The sequence below is a fragment of the Acidovorax sp. Root70 genome (assembly GCF_001428225.1).
GTDB lineage: Bacteria > Pseudomonadota > Gammaproteobacteria > Burkholderiales > Burkholderiaceae_C > Acidovorax.
Genome location: NZ_LMHQ01000012.1, coordinates 207,743 through 225,823 on the forward strand (window position 1 = coordinate 207,743; position 18,081 = coordinate 225,823).

At 61.1% G+C, this 18,081-nt stretch carries 15 protein-coding genes and 1 tRNA gene; 6 read left to right on the forward strand and 10 right to left on the reverse strand.

Translation table 11 applies throughout. The features are described from left to right. Positions 1-6: 6 nt before the first annotated feature. Positions 7-1,257 carry a radical SAM family heme chaperone HemW gene (gene hemW, locus ASD94_RS08575; RefSeq protein WP_200954210.1) on the forward strand — a complete coding sequence of 417 codons (1,251 nt, stop codon included), beginning with the start codon at positions 7-9 and terminating at the stop codon, positions 1,255-1,257. A gap of 37 nt (positions 1,258-1,294) precedes the next feature. Here the strand turns inward: hemW and ASD94_RS08580 are convergent, their stop codons facing one another. Continuing rightward, the gene (locus ASD94_RS08580) at positions 1,295-1,627 is read right to left on the reverse strand and encodes an I78 family peptidase inhibitor (RefSeq protein ID WP_082576805.1); all 333 of its coding nucleotides are present in this window, start codon (positions 1,625-1,627) and stop codon (positions 1,295-1,297) included. A gap of 332 nt (positions 1,628-1,959) precedes the next feature. On the opposite strand from ASD94_RS08580, the gene ASD94_RS08585 reads away from it, so the two are divergent. Together ASD94_RS08585 and ASD94_RS23840 are read left to right on the forward strand one after the other, a co-directional pair. Then, positions 1,960-3,711, forward strand: a complete 1,752-nt coding sequence (locus ASD94_RS08585; protein ID WP_056641319.1) for a diguanylate cyclase domain-containing protein — start codon at positions 1,960-1,962, stop codon at positions 3,709-3,711. Between the two features lie 444 nt (positions 3,712-4,155). Next, positions 4,156-4,329, forward strand: a complete 174-nt coding sequence (locus ASD94_RS23840; RefSeq protein ID WP_199226465.1) for a hypothetical protein — start codon at positions 4,156-4,158, stop codon at positions 4,327-4,329. A 48-nt stretch (positions 4,330-4,377) separates the two neighbouring features. Here the strand turns inward: ASD94_RS23840 and ASD94_RS08590 are convergent, their stop codons facing one another. Further along, positions 4,378-4,812 carry a hypothetical protein gene (locus ASD94_RS08590; protein WP_056641786.1) on the reverse strand — a complete coding sequence of 145 codons (435 nt, stop codon included), beginning with the start codon at positions 4,810-4,812 and terminating at the stop codon, positions 4,378-4,380. A gap of 845 nt (positions 4,813-5,657) precedes the next feature. Between ASD94_RS08590 and ASD94_RS23510 the strand changes: the two genes are divergently transcribed. Continuing rightward, on the forward strand, positions 5,658-6,134 hold the full coding sequence (locus tag ASD94_RS23510) for a hypothetical protein (RefSeq protein ID WP_156391374.1): 477 nt from the start codon (positions 5,658-5,660) through the stop codon (positions 6,132-6,134). 87 nt (positions 6,135-6,221) lie between these two features. Here the strand turns inward: ASD94_RS23510 and ASD94_RS23515 are convergent. The 3 genes from ASD94_RS23515 to ASD94_RS08600 all read right to left on the reverse strand — a co-directional run bounded on the left by ASD94_RS23515 (position 6,222) and on the right by ASD94_RS08600 (position 8,863). Beyond that, positions 6,222-6,306 (reverse strand) — tRNA-Ser (locus tag ASD94_RS23515). 74 nt (positions 6,307-6,380) lie between these two features. Then, positions 6,381-7,232, reverse strand: coding sequence for a hypothetical protein (locus tag ASD94_RS08595; protein ID WP_056641323.1), 852 nt, complete (start codon positions 7,230-7,232; stop codon positions 6,381-6,383). A gap of 971 nt (positions 7,233-8,203) precedes the next feature. Further along, positions 8,204-8,863 carry a hypothetical protein gene (locus ASD94_RS08600; RefSeq protein WP_056641326.1) on the reverse strand — a complete coding sequence of 220 codons (660 nt, stop codon included), beginning with the start codon at positions 8,861-8,863 and terminating at the stop codon, positions 8,204-8,206. 82 nt (positions 8,864-8,945) lie between these two features. Between ASD94_RS08600 and ASD94_RS08605 the strand changes: the two genes are divergently transcribed. Next, positions 8,946-11,426 (forward strand): N-6 DNA methylase, encoded by a 2,481-nt coding sequence (locus ASD94_RS08605; protein ID WP_056641330.1) that lies wholly within the window; start codon positions 8,946-8,948, stop codon positions 11,424-11,426. Beyond that, positions 11,423-12,772, forward strand: a complete 1,350-nt coding sequence (locus ASD94_RS08610) for a hypothetical protein (protein ID WP_156391375.1) — start codon at positions 11,423-11,425, stop codon at positions 12,770-12,772. Before ASD94_RS08605 ends, ASD94_RS08610 begins: the two co-directional genes overlap by 4 nt. Before the next feature lie 21 nt (positions 12,773-12,793). Here the strand turns inward: ASD94_RS08610 and ASD94_RS08615 are convergent, their stop codons facing one another. The 5 genes from ASD94_RS08615 to ASD94_RS08640 form a co-directional block, all read right to left on the reverse strand. Beyond that, positions 12,794-13,078 carry a hypothetical protein gene (locus ASD94_RS08615; protein WP_056641337.1) on the reverse strand — a complete coding sequence of 95 codons (285 nt, stop codon included), beginning with the start codon at positions 13,076-13,078 and terminating at the stop codon, positions 12,794-12,796. Positions 13,079-13,648: 570 nt separating this feature from the next. Beyond that, positions 13,649-15,391: a hypothetical protein gene (locus tag ASD94_RS08625; protein WP_156391376.1), complete on the reverse strand. Its 1,743-nt coding sequence runs from the start codon at positions 15,389-15,391 to the stop codon at positions 13,649-13,651. Positions 15,392-15,543: 152 nt separating this feature from the next. Continuing rightward, positions 15,544-16,833, reverse strand: coding sequence for an ATP-binding protein (locus ASD94_RS23115; RefSeq protein ID WP_162255819.1), 1,290 nt, complete (start codon positions 16,831-16,833; stop codon positions 15,544-15,546). Positions 16,834-16,899: 66 nt separating this feature from the next. Continuing rightward, complete coding sequence (locus tag ASD94_RS08635) at positions 16,900-17,478, reverse strand: recombinase family protein (RefSeq protein WP_056641348.1); 579 nt, start codon at positions 17,476-17,478, stop codon at positions 16,900-16,902. Further along, the gene (locus ASD94_RS08640) at positions 17,475-17,921 is read right to left on the reverse strand and encodes a hypothetical protein (protein WP_056641351.1); all 447 of its coding nucleotides are present in this window, start codon (positions 17,919-17,921) and stop codon (positions 17,475-17,477) included. Before ASD94_RS08640 ends, ASD94_RS08635 begins: the two co-directional genes overlap by 4 nt. Positions 17,922-18,081 lie beyond the last annotated feature (160 nt).

Sequence of the window (18,081 nt, forward strand, 5' to 3'; positions counted from 1 at the left end):
CTGACCGTGGTTCACATCCCGATCACGCCGCAGGGCGATACCGAGCCCGCCGTAGTGCGCGACATCCAGCACTACATGCGCCCGGGCCTGCTGCAGCTGCCCAGCCTGCCGCCGTTGTCGCTGTACGTGCACCTGCCCTGGTGCCTCAAGAAATGCCCGTACTGCGACTTCAACTCGCATGAATTCCGCGCGGGTTCCGGCACCGGGGGCGAGGTGCCCGAGCAGCGCTACATCGACGCCCTGATGGCCGACCTGGAGGCCGCGCTGCCCCTGGTCTGGGGGCGGTCCGTGCACAGCATCTTCATCGGCGGTGGAACGCCCAGCCTGTTCTCGCCCGCAGCCATCGACCGGCTGATCGGCGACATCCGCGCCCGCCTGCGGCTGGAGCCCGATTGCGAGATCACGATGGAGGCCAACCCCGGCACGTTCGAGACAGACCGGTTTCGCGCCTTCCGTGCGGCGGGCGTCACCCGCCTGTCGGTGGGGGTGCAGAGCTTTAACGACCAGCACCTCAAGGCCCTGGGCCGCATGCATGACCGCGCCCAGGCGATGGCGGCGGTAGAGGAGGCCGCCGCGTCCTTCGACACCTTCAACCTCGACATCATGTACGCGCTGCCGGGCCAGACGCTACCAGAGCTGGAGCAGGACCTGCAGACCGCGCTGGCCTTCAAGCCGCCGCACATCTCCATCTACCACCTCACCATCGAGCCCAACACCTACTTCGCCAAGTTCCCCCCGGCCATCCCCGAGGACGATCAGGCCTACGCCATGCTCGACCGCATCACCGAGATGACGGGCCAGGCGGGCATGGCACGGTACGAGATTTCTGCGTATGCCCAGCCGGGCCACCAGTGTTTTCACAACACCAACTACTGGCAGTTTGGCGACTACTTGGGGCTGGGCGCGGGTGCGCACAGTAAGCTCAGCTTTGCCCACCGCGTGGTGCGGCAGGTGCGCTTTCGGGACCCGGCGCGCTACATGGAAAACGCCCTGGCCGGACATGCCGTGGCGCAGGACGACGAGGTGCGCCGCGCCGATCTGCCGTTTGAGTACATGCTCAACGCCCTGCGTTTGCGCGAGGGCTTTGCGCTGCAGGACTTCATGGCACGAACGGGCCTGCCCGTCACTGCCATCGCCAAGGGTCTGGAGGCTGCCGAGCGCAAGGGCCTGATAGAACGCGACATGGCGCGCGTGCGGCCGACGGAGCGGGGCTTTGACTTTCTGAGCGATCTGCAGGAATTGTTTCTGGCGGACTGACCGGGTCTCTCAAGCCAATCTGCAGCGCGCGGCGGGCTTAACCGCACTTTGCCGCAAGGATGCGGCCGTTGCCATCCACTTCCAGGTTCAGCCGCTGGGTGTCGTACTCCTTGGTGATGATCTGCCCTGGGCGCAGGATGCGCGCGGTCTGGGCGCCCGAGCGTTGCCGTGCTGACTCCACCACCGACGCCGTGCCGTTTTGCCCCACCGCAAACTGTGCGGGCTGGGCGTTGCACATGCCTCCGGGTGTCGCGCCCGCAGGTGCCTGGCCGGCGGGTGATGCCGGTGTTTGTCCGTAGCCCGCGCAACCGGTGACGGCGGCTCCCAGGGCCAGGCAGCAGGCAAGGGCAAAAGGTGGGGATTTCTTCATGCGACAGGCTCCTGAATGCGAAACGCCCACCATAGCGGAACGCTGGCGTGTTGAGCGGTGGGTTGCGGTACGGACCGGTTTCCAGCCGTAACGGAGATGCCCCCGGTCGTACGGGTGCAGGCTTTTCTTGATGCGCATCAAGCACCTGTGGTGCTGATGCAACACAACTTACTGCCGTGGGCCGGAGCGGGGCGCTGAGATGGTTTCTGGCGGGGTCGGCTCCGCACAATCAAGCGGCCCGTGTAGCGCACCGGTTGTGGCAACCCCCTCGCCATCGGGGCCAGTGTGTTGCTCGGGTTTGTGTTGACCGTGACCTTTCGAACCTCCTGACCATGCCTGAAGATTCCCGCCTTCGCCTCATCCGTGCCTTGGGGGACACCCTAGACGGTCTGGACGTGGCCCTGTGTGCGTTCGATGAAGCTGACTGCACCATTGCCTGGAACAGCACCTTCTTCAAGTTCTTTCCGGAGCACGAGGGGCATGTGTATGTTGGCGAGCCCTACGAGGCCAATCTGCGCCGCTTCTACCACCAGCGGCTTGATGCGCAGGAGCTGCCCAACATCGAGCGCTACATCACGGCCGGCGTAGAGCGCCACCGGGCGCAGACGCGTCCCTACAAGTTCGAGCACCGGGGGCTGCGTGTTCATGTGTCGTCGTTGCCCATCGAAGGGGTGGGGCGGGTGCGCGTGTGGCGTGCCGAGGCACTTTCAGTCACCAACGCCCCCGTTGTCGATGCCGCGCCGGCGGGCGCCGACATCCATGAGCCGGGCTACCTGCGCAGTCAGGTGATCGAAAGCACCGAACTGTTCGACCGCATCCCTGATGGGCTGATGATCTGCGCCGAAGATCAGCGCATTCAATGGGTGAACCAGCCCTTCATGCTGATGTACGGACTGTCGGACCGTGCTGCTGCCGTGGGCCAGGCATTTGATGAGGTGTACCGCCACGCATGGTCCGTCGCGGGCGAGGGCGACATGGCGCCGTTCTACGACGGCCTGTCTACTCTGCAAGAGCACATGCGTTTTGCCGGGGCTCCGTTTGAGGTGCCTCTGCCCCGCAGCCGCTGGAGCCGCGTCATTGCCAAGCAGGGCGTCGACGGCACCGTGTTCTACGCCCATGTGGACATCACCGAACTCAAGCGCCAGCAGCGCTTGCTGGCACTGGCCGAACGCAGTGCCCGCGACAGCGAGGCGCAGCTGCGCGAGAAATCCATCTTGCTCGAAGCCACGCTGGAGCACATGGACCAGGGCGTTGCAAAGATCAGTGCCTCCGGCGTGGTCGAACTGTGCAACCGCCGCGCGCTGGAACTGCTGGAGCTGCCCGCCGAACTGATGGCATCCAAACCCACGCTGATGAACGTGCTGGCCTACCTGCGCGCGCGGGGCGAGTTCCACGGAGCCTCCCAGGATATCCAGGACATGCTGCTGCACAGCAATGGCGGGCTCGACCAACATCAGGTGTATGACCGCCCCCGGCCCGATGGCCGCATCCTGGAGGTCCAGACCGTGCCCATCAAGGGCGGCGGCGCGTTGCGTACCTTCACCGATGTCACCCAGCGCAAGCAGGCCGAGCTGCAGATCCGCCACGTCGCAGAGCACGACGGCCTGACGGGCTTGCTCAACCGCACCGCCTTCTTGCAGGCGCTGCAGGCAGCCGCCACCGATGTGCATCGCCTGGGCCGAGGTTTTGCCGTGTTGTATGTGGATCTGGACGGGTTCAAACCCGTCAACGATCGCTACGGGCACGCGGTGGGCGACCAGTTGCTGATGTGGGTGGCCCGGCAACTGACACAGGCCGCGCGCGAGGATGACGTGGTGGCGCGGCTGGGCGGTGACGAGTTTGCGCTGCTGCAACGGGGGGTATCCGACCGCGAAAGCGCCCACCGCCTGGCCGACCGCTTGGTGCAGGCCCTGGGCCAGCCCACCGAGATCGAAGCGCACGCCCTGCAGATCGGGGCGTCGGTCGGCATTGTTCTGTCTCCCAGCGACGGCACCGAGGCCGAAGAACTCCTGCGCAAGGCCGATTCCGCGATGTATCTGGCCAAAGCCACCGGAAGGGGCTGCGCGCGGATCTATGGCACCTGAGTTGAGAGCCGGGGCTCTATGGCGAATGCTGTGCGGCTGAGTAGGCAGGGTCCATACGCCGCAGCGCTGATCGTCTGCGTGGCTCATGCGTGCAGGGCGCTAGAGGAATCGGCCTCGTCCTACACGCCTATGCCGAGCCCCGTTCTAACATCCGCCTGTCGATACCCCTCGACATCCCTCCCGCTTGCATCGCGCAAGTGTTCAGCCCGCAAGTTGCGGGCTTTTTTTTGCCACACGCCGCGAGAAATCCTCTGCATGAATTGATCGGAGAGTGTGCGTCACGGAGCTGAGCGGAGCGGGTGCTTAGTGGGGATGGCCGAAAAGAGCGACCGCACTGTAAGCCCTTTGCTGCGGAGCAAGGCCCCGGAGCCCATCTGTTGGCACCATAGCGGGTATCGGTGATGCCGTCATCACCCAGCCATCGCAGCGCGCTACACAACAAGAATGATTCTGTACAAACCCGGCACGCAATTTCTCTACAAGGGTCGCACGGTCAGTGTGGACTACGTCATCATCAAACGCACTGGTCTGTGGATCCGGCTGGCACAGACCGAAGAAGTGTGCCGCCCCGAAGATTTGATCCCGATTGCGCCCCAGTCGATGGGCTTGGCCAGGTAAAGCGAGGCCGCTAGTGGCCCATCGCACCCAAGCAAACCGTCCAGGTCGTTACCTGAGCTGCTGGGATAGCCATAGCAGGCCCCAGACAATCGCCACCAATTGCACCAGATTGACCAACAACGCTGCCGAGTGCACGCGGCGAAAGTGCTGGATGGCACTGCTGCTGCTCGCTTCGATTTGGGCTCCCAGTTGCTGCATTGCCTGCAGCAAGTGCCTGCGCAACAGCGCGACGACACAGGCATTGATCGCCACGCCGATGGCGAAGGGGTACCTGCCCCAGAGCGCGTAGCTGACCAAAGCACCCAGTGACGTCCAAAACGCCGCACGGTAGTACACGCTGAAAAACCCCCGAACGAACCGCGCGTCCAGTGGAGTGTCATGTTTCAGTGTGAGAAGGGGCAGACCACCCATCAAGAAATAGGCGGTGGTGACCAACAGAGCCACCGTGAAAAAGAACGAGGCGTAGATGGCAGGCGACAACATCATTCTCCCTGCGGAAATGTGGGCCACTGGCGGCAGTGGACTGGCGCCGAATTTCTGCGTCCTGCCCATGGACGTGGCGAGGCTTGGTGAAACGACAGTCTACGGGGCCACTGCGTTCTTGTGAATCCGGCGGGAGTAAGGCAGGGATTTCAGCAACAAGCAGGTTGCCGTGCCGGCCTTTGTGCACATTTCGCTGTCGAAAATGTGTGGGGCAAAGAACTGGCGGAGACTGTGAGAAGCTAACTCACTGCCCTACAAACCCAAATAAATCAATGACTTAGGTGTGTGCTGAGACACTATTTTGGCATACCTGAATGCACCACTGCAAGTCTTGTCGGGTATCTGCCAGAGGCTTAGCGCTGGGGCGGTCCATCTGACACCACAGCGGCGCGCTCCAGATCGAATGGGCTGAACATGCCGCGAAGTCTCGGCAAGAAGGTGAAATGCCAACTCCGCTTCGTGGTCAAGGTGATGCAATGCGCGGCGTTCGAGCCAACAGCTCCCATTTCGTTGGGCTGAAGCAGGCGCGCAGCTTGTCGCGTTGCTAGCGGCATCTGTTGCCCCTGCAACTAATACCTGTCCGGCGTTGTTGACGAGAGGTAGATGTCCGTCACAAGAAACACCCGCCAGGGCATGGTTCGATGCGCGGGCCGGCTACTCGATATTGAAATACGAATATTTTGGTCGCGGAATATCAAAGAATGCGTTCTTTGGTTTGATTTATCAGAAAATTCAAGAAATTGTTGTATTTCGTATTTGCTTTGGATACAATTTGGCCATGACTGCACGATCCGCCATTCAACTAACCCATAACTGCCTGTTAATGGCCGGGCTACTGGAGTCATATGAGAAACTATTGCGACGAACTGAATAAACTTTCCCCCGCCGAACGAATTACCCGGAACTTGATATCTGAGTACGATTTCGAGTGCTTCAGCGCTTCCTCTTGGAATGCGATTCACGCAGAGTCGGTGCTAGCTGCCGTCCGTAAACTTCCTTTTGAGGGTTCCTGTCTTGACGACAAGTTGAGCGCCGCTAGCGTTACAACTTCTCAGTGTCTAGACGGCATTGCGATGTGGATTGGACAGCGGCGTAGAGCTGAAGTATGGGCTGGCCGCTTGTTTCAAAAATGCCTTGAAGAAGTTAACGGTGAAACTGATAACCTGTTAATGCTGCTTAACAGACTGGACTGGTGGGTAAATGGCGTCAGCGAAAACGATGATGGGTTGTGGGCTATCCAAGAAATGGACCCTATTTTCTACTTCGATATCTGTGTGGAGCTAGCGCGCATGCTGACTGCTACAACTTTGCAGCCAGACTGATTTCTAAATTGGATGTAACAGACGCTACTGCTGGAGGATAAAAAAAGGCCCCATGGGGATATACCACATGGGGCCTAATTAGATTTGCGGAGAGCCAAGGATTCAAACCCTAGAACCCTCGCGAGCGGCCAGTTTTCAAGACCGGTGGAGTCGACCACTCTGCCAGCTCTCCACAATGTAGTTTGTAACTGGCTTGATTTTTGGTGCCCAGTGCTCGGAAAGCGCTGATCCGGCGACAAACCGCCCTTAGCTCATGGCTGGCACGAGCACATCCCACCAGAGGTTACCGTCCACAGCGTCACCGGGGACCAGGCTCTCGCTTACGGGGAGCAGGCAGGCGTCCACCTCGGCGACCTGACTGTCGCGCAGCAGGCCAGTGCGGTGCGCGTCCAAGAACGACGCCGCCATCCACCGCAGGGCTTGTTCGTTCGTGGCGACCACCGCGAGCCTGGCTAACCACAGACCGGGCGCAATCTCGACCTGGCGTTCACTCCCTACGCATTCCTGCACCAGGGCCACGGTCTTGTGCCGCTCGGGCCGCGACTTTGCCGAGTTTTCGCACTCCAACCAAGTGCAGGCCCCATCGTCGCCGATGACTAGGCCGTCAGCTTGCTTTCCCTTCAGCACCCGGCAGGGCCCGCGCTCGCTGGCAATCTCGTGCTCGGTCACGACGGTAAGGCCTTGCTGCACGGCACGGATGAGGTACCAGTTACTGCAAGCCCGGTGCACCGGGTTGCCGAGCGCAAGGGTGTTGCCGCTTTCAGCGGCTTGGCCTGTCTGCTCTGTGAGTAGCCGCGCGCCCTTGGCCGACAGCAGATACGCCGCGCCGCCCTTGGGCAGAGGTCGGCTGATGATGAGCTTGTCGTCGGCCAGCGCCTTCAGCATGCGCCGAGCCATCGCCTGCGATTGGGCGGCGTCGGACCAGACCAATGCGGCGACCATACGACCGGTGAGCCAGCCGAAGCGAGCTAACCATGTCAGCACGTCGGTGCGGTTGCGCTCGCCAATGACGCGCTTGTCCTGCGTCACGGGAGCCGAGTCGTCGTCCGGTGTGCCTGTCGGCAGTACGGTCGTGGGGAAGGTGGTGGTGTCGTTCATGGGCTTGTCTCCAGGTTGATGAGCACCCTTGTGCTCTTTGACCTGTAGCGACTGCCCCGCATGCGCACTACGTCCAATCCGGCACATCGTGCCGGACTGGAGGCCGACCGGTCGTTTTCCCCGGCTGGACGCCGGGCCACTCCCTGGGGTGCTAGGGCACCCCTCCGGCCCGAATACCGCGCCCCTTCTGCCGCTGCGCGGCCGGGCAAGGGGTTACACACCTTCCGCTCGCATCACAAGCCCCTGCGGGTCATGTCATGCGGGGCCTACGTCCCCCGCTCACGGCCGGGCTGGACGCCCCGGTCTAGCGACTGTGAAACCCCTTGCCCGGCCGCTTTGCGCCGGGGGCGGGGCGATGCCCCCGGATGACCTAGCCCGCGTGGGCGCGGGCACGCCCTTGGGCCGGGCTTACGGCCACCGGCTCCCCCAGCCGCTCTCGTCCCGCTAGGGCGGGAGCATCGACCGGGACCACGCGGCGCGGGCCGCTTGTCCCACTGCTTCGCAGCGGCTCCCTGAGCGACGCCGTTGGCGTCGCATAAGCTGTCCCTGCGCAGGGCGTGGCCAGCATTTAAAACCGCTTCCCTACAGGAGACGTGGAGGAGAGGGCTCGATACCCCGCGGCCACGATTCAAGCGCACCAAGCGGGAGACACGGGTGCGGCGCTGGGTGGCACATCCGGAAGCGCGTCGGGGGTGGGTGCAGTCCGCCTCGCAAGTCCGGATGTGCTGCGGCGTACCCACGCGACCGCAGCGCCTGAAACGACGGGCTGGCTCCATACGTCCAGCGGCGCCAAGGCAACCACCTCCACCCCGCGAGATCCGCGCGGGGTTGGGGGGTGTTTTGCCTTCGCTCAGAGCTTCCACCACCATCCAGCGAAAAGACTTCTTCCCTTGGTAGGAAGTTCTATTACCCCTTATCGTGACGAATGAGAAAGGCCCGCGTCGCGGGCCTTGAGGGCGAGCCGGGAGGCTTCAGCGCACGTTGTAGGGAAAAGCGCGCTTCTTCAGCAGGACGATGCTTCGGCCTGCCGGGTCCGCCTTCGGCTCGTTCCCCTGCAGCACCGAGGCCATCAACGCCGCCGACATTTCTTTTGGTGAGTGCCAGTCGTGTGGTCGATATAGCACGCCACTGTGGTCCTGCATCAGTTGCAGTTGCGTCACATCGACCTCGGTAAGGCGCGCCAGGTTCGACACGAACCGAGTCGGCGACACGAACACGGATAACACTTCCTTCTTCACCGAGGCGTTGATACCGTCCTGCAGGCCGCGCGCGCTGGTGCAGAAAGAGTGCGTTGTGGTGCCCCAATACAGCATTTGTCGCCGCTTGAGCAGGTCAGTCGAGATATGGTCACCAAACGATATTTGGGCGTGAGCCAACTCGTCAATAACGTCGTCGTATTCGTTACCAAGCCAGTGCACCCACATTGGGGCTTGCCACAGGCCCTCGGGGACGAGCCAGGGGAACACGCAGCCTGGCACCTCAAAGACGGAAGGCGGCAGCTTGTGAGCGTTGGCAAGCTCGACGAATCGGGCAATCTCCGGGTCATGGTGTGCAATGTCAGCTGTGGACGCGCTAAATCGCAGGGATTCGAGGTCAGCTTCGATACCAATAGCGGCGAAAATGTTAGGCATATGGGGCTCCAGTGGTTTACGGCCGGTTGGCCGGGAACTCCGTAAAGTCCCCAGTTTTAGTCAAGCCTCAAAGAACCCAAACATGGCAACCAAGCCCAAAAAGCCCACAACCGCACCATCGACGCCGTTCCCGCCCGCCCACGATGCCTTGCACAGGGTCGAACAGTGGCTGTGGATTCCTCTGCGCAAGGAGTGGCGCGACGTGACTACCAAGCCCGAGGAGGTGGTCCGTCAGAAGTTCATCCGAGTCTTGGTCGAGCATTACGGTTACGACCTCGGTCAGATCGACCAGGAACGCAGAACGCAGCACGGTCACAAGAGCCCTCGTGCTGACATCGTGGTCTGGCAGTCCGCCGCCGACAAGAACGCCAAGCCCGTGAGGGCACCGGTTCTGGTGGTCGAGTGCAAGACCGACAGCATCGAAATTCAGGAACGTGACTATTACCAAGGCGAGTCCTACACGCGCGCGTCCGGATGCGAGTTCTTCGTCGCCACCAATGCCCGGCATACCTCTGTGTTCCGGCTGCTGCCCGGCCTGCCGGGCGGCCACGTCGCCATCAACGAGATACCCAGGGCCACCGATTGGGGTGACGCAAAGCGTCTGAAGGAAATCAAAGAATCCCTGCGCGCCTTCAACCGCAAAGAGTTTCAAGATTTGCTGCTGAGCTGCCACAACATCCTGCGCGACGTGCACAAGATGGACCCCGGCCGTGCCTTCGACACCATCAGCAAGGTGCTGTTCATCAAGATGTACATCGAGCGGTCGGGTCAGCACGGCACGTTCAGCGTGGACTATCTCGACCGGCGTGCAGCCGTCCGCCTGCCCACCGACCCGGCTGTGCACGATGGCCTGTTCGAGCAGACCAAAGCCTACTACCAGGCTGACGAGCTGTTCACCGCTGCCGACAAGCTGGACATTTCCGAAGCTACCTTCCGACGAATCGTCAAGGAACTGGAGCGCTTCGACCTCGCCAAGACTGGCGACGATATTAAGGGCCTGGCCTTCGAGCGTTTCTTGGGCACCACCTTCCGGGGCGAACTGGGCCAGTTCTTCACGCCGCGCCCCGTGGTTGAATTTATGGTCGATTTGCTGAATCCAGCCGAAGGCGAACTGGTGTGCGACCCGGCAGCCGGGTCGGGGGGCTTCCTCATCCGGGCCTTCGAGCATGTCCGTGCGCTGATCCAGCAGGACGTTCAGGCGAAGAAGGACCAAGAGCGGGCGCGCATCGAAGCCCTCAAGCTGTCCGAGGAAGAGGAGGAGCGGCAGATTGAAGCTGCCTTCGCGGCGCTGAACCATGAACTGTTGCCCAGCGGCCCGGATAACAAGCCTATCAACACCCGCGTGGGCCGCCTAGCCTGGCAGTGCATCTACGGCACCGATGCCGAGCCCCGTGCGGCGCGCACGGCCAAAATGAACATGGTCATGCACGGTGACGGGCATGGCGGCATCCATTACCACGATGGTTTGGTGGACATCAACGGCATCTTTGACGGCCGGTTCGACGTGGTGCTGACCAATCCGCCATTCGGCTCCAATGTTGGCAAGGACCAGGTGCTCGGCGGCAGCGAAGAGACGCGCATCCCCATCGACCCGGTGTACGTGGCCGCCTGCAAGAAGCGCTACGGCCCGGCTTGGGAGGAAAACCACAACCGGCTGTTGCAGTTGGAGACCGAGGAGACGCCCATCCTCGACCTGTTCGACATCGGCGCCGGCAAGCCCAACCGCCCGACGGAGCTGATATTTGTCGAGCGCTGCCTGAACCTGCTCAAGCCGGGTGGGCGCATGGGCATCGTACTGCCAGACGGCAACCTGAACAATCCGTCGCTGTCCTGGCTGCGTCGCTATGCGGAGGGGCGCGCCAAGTTGCTGGCCGTAGTCAGTCTGCCCGAGGAGACCTTCCGGTCCAGCGATGCCACCGTCAAGGCCTCGCTGGTTTTCATGACCAAATTCAACGATGCTGAAGCGACTGCCTGGCAGGCGGCGTGGGACCAAGCCCATACGGAGCTTGATCCCACGTTCGACGGGCAACGCGACGACCTGCACGCGGCCTATGCCCACCGCATTGTTTCGTGCGATGACCCGACATCGGCGGCGCTGCTTGCTCAGTTGGCCGGGCTGGGTGTCGTTCGTACCCTGCCCAAGTGGACACAGGGCGAGCCTCCTGCCTACCCTTTGGGTGTTGGGTCAACCCAGCAGGCCAAGCCCTCGTGGGCGGGCACACCCAGCGCGAAGGACAAGGCCGCCGCTGCCCAGCTCAAACGCGAAGCACAGGATGCGATGGCGGCCGTAGCCAAGGCTGGCGACTCGCTGTTGTCCGAGCTGAAAGCCAAGTACCGTGCGGTGGACGCCACCCACACAGCAGCCCTGTGGGCGCGGGTGCGGGAGCTGTTCGACTACCCGGTGTTCGTGGCCGCGCCCAAGGCGGTCGGTATCACGTCCACGGGCGACACTGGTGAGGGGGTGACTAACACACTGCCCTCCGTGCTTGAAGGCTACAGGCGGTTCAAGGAGTGGTTGGCGTCCGGTGCAGCCGTAGCGACACAGCCGGAGTTCAACCAATGATGGAGGTATACCGCTGGCGTCAGCTAGAGCGCTGGGACGCCTTCTCTATTCCCCACCTGCATGTTGCACCACACCTTCCGCAAGTGCGAATAGGCGATTTGTTGGAGCCGCGGACTGAGCGCGTTGACCGAGGCGAGTGGTCATTTGAGAAGCTGTGCCCCATTACCATCCATTTTGGTGGAGCTATTTCGCGTCGGAAGGTGAAAGCCGGTACTGACTACACGTTGCCACTCCTGTGGGTTCGACCTGGCGATGTAGTTCTGTCGAAGATTGACCTGAAGAACGGCGCCGTCGGCGTACTCGAAGACGGGTGGGACAACGTGGTTGTCACGACCCATTTCAAGGTCTATAGACCGGACCTTACGCGCCTTAACCCGCGCTACTTTCGCATGCTCTTGCAGACTGCGGACTTCAAGGACTGGCTGTGGGCCAGTCGGTCTGGGGCCGACGGTCGAACCGAGGTCAAGCTTGACATCTTTGAGGACTTGAACGTCCCGCTCCCGTCGCTGGCTGAGCAGGATGCCTTGGTCACGGCCTACGACGCTGCGCTAACCCAGGCAGGGAGTAAGGAGGCGGACGCGGCGCTGATCGCGCAAGCGGGCCAGCGCGCCTTCGAGGAGGCGCTTGGGGTGGCTCCGCCACCGCCGTTGCCCGACTGGCCGGTGTTCATCGCGCGCTTCAAGGATGTGGAACGATGGAGCCACGAAGGCGTGCTGCGGGACGTTACCCATACCGCCGCGACTTCGGCTAAGTGGCCCATAGTGTCGCTGTCGAGCGTTGGCAAGGTCAGCTACGGCTTGCAGAAGTCGCCAGCCAACCGGCCGGGCAAGCACTCCAGGCCATACCTGCGCGTAGCCAACGTTCAGCGGGGCGTGCTCGACCTGGCCGAGATTAAGTACATGGACGTGCCCGACGAGGACATGCCCAAGCTGCGCCTGATGGATGGGGACGTGCTGCTGTGCGAGGGCAACAGCCCGGACCTAGTGGGCCGTGGCGCCATCTGGCGCGGCGAGATTCCAGACTGCATTCACCAGAACCACGTGCTGCGGGTCCGCGTGGACCTGTCCAAATTGCTGCCCGACTTTCTGCTCGCGGTCATTAATTCCAACCACGGGCAGGCCTACTTTCGGTCGAAGGCTAAGCGGACGACGAACCTGGCGTCCATCAACAGCACCGAAGTGGCCGCGTTGCCGGTGCCGCTGCCACCGACCGACAGGCAAGAGGCCTTGGTCAAGGCGCTGGCCGACAACGAAAAGGCCTCCAAGGCGGTTGCCTTGGAGGCCAGTGAACTGCGCCGTGCGGCGTGGGCAGCGTTCGAGGCGGCCCTTTTCGAGCCGGGTGGCTGAATCCGCCGAGCGGCTGCGGCGTCACACGTCCAGGTGCGGCCAGTCCTCTTGCAGTTCGGTCAGGAACTGCTGGGCGCGGCGCCAGCCTCGTGTGTACTCGCACTCGCGCCGCACCTCGTCGGGGGTGCTGTATTCGTGAATGTGGTGCTCCAGGGCGCTGAACAGCAGGCCATTCACTAAGGCCAGTTCTCGGCCCAGCGCCGCTATGACCAGTTCGCAGCTGCGTGCGCTCTGCGGCGGAATGGTGGCGGTGCAGCCCTCGGGCGTGAAGCCCTCGCGCGGGGCGTTGGAGTCTTTCGGAATCATCTAGGTCCTCAATGTTTGGTTCGGATTTCGTGAAGGACCCTTTTTTATTTCCTCAGGGGCCAGCCCCTCGCGGCGGGCAATGGTTCAGTCCGCGCGAGATCGCGCGGACCCTTCAGCCAGTCCCTCCCCACCTTCCTGGCGTGCAGGCGGGGTAATGCCCCGGCCTGGCCTGCGGCCATTGCCCTTTTCTTCCCCCGGTTTCGCCAACGGGCAGAGGTGCCATCACGGACCCCCAGCCCTAAAGGAGAAGACTGATGGAAGCCAACAACCCGTGCGCCGCCGACTATTTGCACCAGTTTCAAAGGGGCCGCTAATGTCCAATGACACTCTCGCACTGCTGGGGTTCATGGCCCTTGTCGCCGGTATCGTCGGCTTGAACCTGTGGGACTACTGGCGAGCGTACGGCAGCTTGCCTACCTTTGACGAGTACAGCGAGCAGCACCCAGGGTTGGTCAAGGATGGCCTTTGCCGCTGTCACAAGTGCGGCGGCGGGCGCTTGTTTCTTCACTCGTTCGACTCCTACCGACGCCGGCATGTCTGCGCGACCTGCGGTACGGTACTCTTCCGCTCTTAGAGGCTGTCAGTGCGCGGTCCGCCCATCCATGCTGCGAATGTCGGCGGTAGAGTCACGCCGTCGAAGCTGAGGGTCTTGACGTATTCCAGCAGCAGGGCCGGGCCGTGGCCTTTGCCGTAGGCGGATTCGCTGCCCTCCGTCTCGATGAGGCCGACATCCTGGCCACGCAGGCGCTTGCGACCGGTGTAGGTCTGCGCCATGCCTGCCGGCCACTGTTGACCGGGCCGCTGCGCATCGCGGATGCGGTCCTCAAGCTGGTGGCGGAAGCTGTGGTTGCCGAAGCCGCGCCCGAACGCGAGTTCGTCGCGCACATACCGCAGGAAGGCTTGTTCGTAAGCGCGGCCGAGGATTGGGTTCTTGCCGCCTGGCGTTGGGAGACTTGACGGGAACAGCATCGCGTGCTCGCCAGCGGCCTGCCTGCGTTGCTGGACGAACTCAATAAAGCCCAAAGCGCACAGCGTGGGGTGTAAAGGGACCACTCGCTCGGTTGCCTCGTTTTTGACGCTGCGCGCAGCGCCTGCGGCCAGCAGGTCGGCCTGCTGGCCTTCTAGCTCCGCACGGAAGTGCACCACTGGCACGGCAGCAACGGTGCCGATGTCAGAGGCAACGAGCTGGAGCACTTCGCGCACGCGGTTGCCGTGGAACAAGCAGACCAGCGGTACCCAATACCGGGCTGCCAGGTCACGTCCCATTTTGCCGCGCCAACGGTTGGCGCCTGCCCGGTACCAATCCGAAGTGAACAGGGTAGTGAGCTGAGCGTCGGTGAAGGGGTGGCGCGGCTTCATGCGCGCCCGCTCCTCTTGCACGGTCAGCATAGGCATGACTTCCATGCTATCGACCGGGTTCGCTCCCTCAAGCAAGGCCCGCGTACGCGCCAGGCCGAATACCTCGCGCAGCGTGCGCTTGACCAGCCCATGCGCGTGCTTCATGGACCAGGGCTTGTCTTCCGCACGCATGCGAGCCTCAAGGAACTCGTACAGGTCGGCGCCCTTGACCGATGAGAGCGGCACATCGCCCATGTGGGCGATCAGGCGCGACCAGATGCCGACCGACGTGCCGAGGTGCTTGACTCCAGCGGTTTGCCGCTTGTACTCGCGATACGGCTCACTCATGGCGCTGAGTAGTGCCGCCCCCTTTGTGTCCGGCTTTGATGGCGTGGCGACAGCCTCGCCTTCAGTGCGACGGAGCAAGCGGCCTGCACCGTCGCGTTCGACCTCGGCAAATGCTCGGACGAGTTGCGGATATAGCGTGTCCGTCCGCTCGACCGGGCATTCAATCTGAGTGCACCAGTGGTCGATAGCTTCGAGCACATTGCTCCATTCGGGTGATGCCTTGCCACGCTGCACCACCGACCGCATCGACTGGTCAGTGACTTGGCAGAGATGTGTCAGTGCCGCACCCTCGGCCTCGTTGTAGCCCTCACCCTCAAAGCGGGCCTTGTCGTCAAGCCGCATCCAGTGGTAAAGGCGCCGCGCGCAGATGTGGTCGATGAGCTCTGACGTCAGGATGCGCGGGCCGATGGCTGGCCCTTTGGCCTTTGCAAGCAGTTGATCCCATTCGGCCCGCTTGTCGGCGATAAGCCGGGCGCCTACAACTTTGGCCCGCCGCAGGTCGGATGTTCTTGTGGACTTGCGGAACTCGCGGACCCCTGGCATGCCTTTTAGCGGGGTCGGAGGAACAAGCCGAACGTACCAGTTCAGTGTGCGGCCGTTGTCGGGCCGGTAAAAGTTTTCGGGCACTTCGCGTTGATTTCTTGTGGCACACATGCTTGGCACACCTTCCGATTACAAGTCCTTGATTTTCAAGGACTTATCGGTAAATCAACAACTTAATAAAGGCTGGCGGAGACTGTGGTTTTCGAACCAACGAAAATCAACGGTCCCGATAGGTATCATCCAACTTCACGAAGCCGGATGTACTGTCTAAGGACTGGATTGACAAACTCATAGACACCTTGATCAATACGCTCCAGCACAGGTCCATATCTGGCCTCGACCAGACGGGGCATCAGTTGATCGATAAACTGAACACCAAGCTCCTCTGCCACTGTTCTGGTGTTCTTGAGGACAACTCTACCGATCTCATCAGTGGTCGAAGACTCAGTGGACTGTTCAGCTAATAAATGCAAAAGGATGGCTCTGCCCTCAGAGCCACCGATAGCGCGCTGATAAGCCCCCTCCAAAGTGGGAAAAGCTTTACCAGCTTTGAGTCCATTTGTGACTGACTGGAGGATGCTGTCGTCAATGACGTTGCCGCCCTTGGCATTGAGTTCATGAATGCACTGTTTACCTATGAGCTGTACAAAATAAGGGTATCCCTGAGCAAGGGCGGCAATTGCACCTGCGGTCCCTGGAGCGAACCTAACCTCGCCCCGAAATAGCTCAGCAGCGCGATAAATGATTCCTTCGGACTCAGCTAACGACATAGGGCGTATAGGAAGCACGCCTTGCTCAATGAGTCGCTCAACCGACGCGTGATCTTCAATGAGATCTGCGAAATCGCGTCCTACGCCACAGATTGCGAACTTGACTTCTGGAGTACTAAGGCTTTTTATCAACGAACCAAGACCACTCTTGTCTGCGATGACGTCGAACTCATCGAGAATTATCAGGAGAGCATCACGTTTCATCCTTCTATGGACCTGATGTTCAACAATAGCGCTAACGAAGTTGCGAAAGGTCTGGATAACGTCATTGGGAACAACCTTGGCGTACTTGGATGTCTCGACACCCTTCGCACCCCAACTCACCACCTTTAAATCTGCACCGCCAGATACTTCTTTGCCGCGAGAGAATTCAACGATCTCTTTGCCATCATTTGGCACCAAGCGGAGCAATCCGTCTTCTGGATCCTGATCATTGATCAACCTCGAAATCAGTTCGCGGCCGTTTGTGATCAGCGAATCGCACGTGTAATAGACAGTTAGGTAGGTTCTTGGACGGGAAGGAATGTGGTTCTGTAGTCCAGCGCTTTTGACCAAAGAATACTGACCCAGCGCCATTTGCTGCAGTTGACGCAGCAAAGATGATTTACCGACGCCTCTTTTTCCAAAAACAGAAATAAGTCCTGTAGCCGCATTCAAAGCTGCAACGCAGTCTTTGATCAACTCAGTTCGGCCAACAAAACGGCCAGGGTCCCTAATCACGTCTGCAGTAAAGCCAACCTCTGGATCAATAGCCATGTTGTTTTCCAATGATGAGAAATGTAAGGATAGCCCTAAACCATCTGTCATCAAAGAAAATCGCCGTTACCTCAAGCTACTGTGCTGCGGCTTAGTTACCCTGTAGATCGCTCGCTTCACACTGGAGGTGTGCACATCGAAGTGGTCTGCTAGAGCCTGCATGGTGTAGTTGCCTGACAGGTACATTCGAACCAGCTTCGCTTCAGTTTTTTCGGGCATGGAGCGTGCCCTCCCGAACTTTTGACCTCTGGCCCTTGCGGCCTCAAATCCTGCGGCACAGCGCTCGCGGATCATGGCTCTTTCGAACTCTGCGAAGGCGCCCAGCATGTGGAAGAACATGCGGCCTGCGGGCGAGCTGGTGTCGATTGATTCCGTGAGGCTGCGGAACGAGACACCGGCCTGTTCCAAGGACTCGCATAGTCGCAGCAGATCGCGCAGGCTGCGGGATAGGCGGTCCAACTTGTAGACCACCAGCACATCACCTGGGCGGAGCTTTGCGAGGAGGGCTAGCAGTTCAGGGCGCCGCGCTACGCCGCTGCGCTTTTCCTGCACAACTTGTTTGATTCCTGCGCGTTTGAATGCCGCAAGCTGGACGGCGGTGTTCTGCTCGGTCGTGGAAACGCGCGCGTATCCGTAGACTGTCAACGGTCTACGTACTGACTCTCAAAGCGTTTGCGAGCGGCCATGTATTCATTGGCGCACGCGGCGGTGCCTGAGTCCAGTTTGCAGTTTGGAGAGGGCTGATGGAACTTGGCCCATGCGTCCTCTTTTCTCTGTCGCCGTTCGGACTCTAGACGGGCCTCCATGGCCTGAGCAGCGCGCAGCCGCTCGACGCGCTGGCGCTCTTCCTCTCTTGTCTGTCGATTTAGCTCGTTCTGCTTGGCGATCTCGGCGTTCGTGCGAGCGTTCTGGGCCTTTATCTCCTCCGAGGCTTTGCGGATTGCTTCCTCAGCGCGGTACGCCAGTATTGCTTCGTAGGTGAAGGCGGCAGCGAGCCCGCCAATAAATACGCCAAGGGCGATCTTGAATACATCAACCAAGAATGTTCCAGTGTCTTCGTCGTCTGGTTGAAACGGACGCCTGCTCATGTTCTCCCTCCTTGCGATGAGTGTATCTGTGCGAAGAAGCAAGGGGCATGAGTTGCATGATCGTCTGCCATGGTGCCCTGCGGCCCCATACCCCCGCCCCAAACCTGCGACACAGGGTCTACGGTTTGGGTCCCCGTTGTCTGTCAATGATGGAGCGACT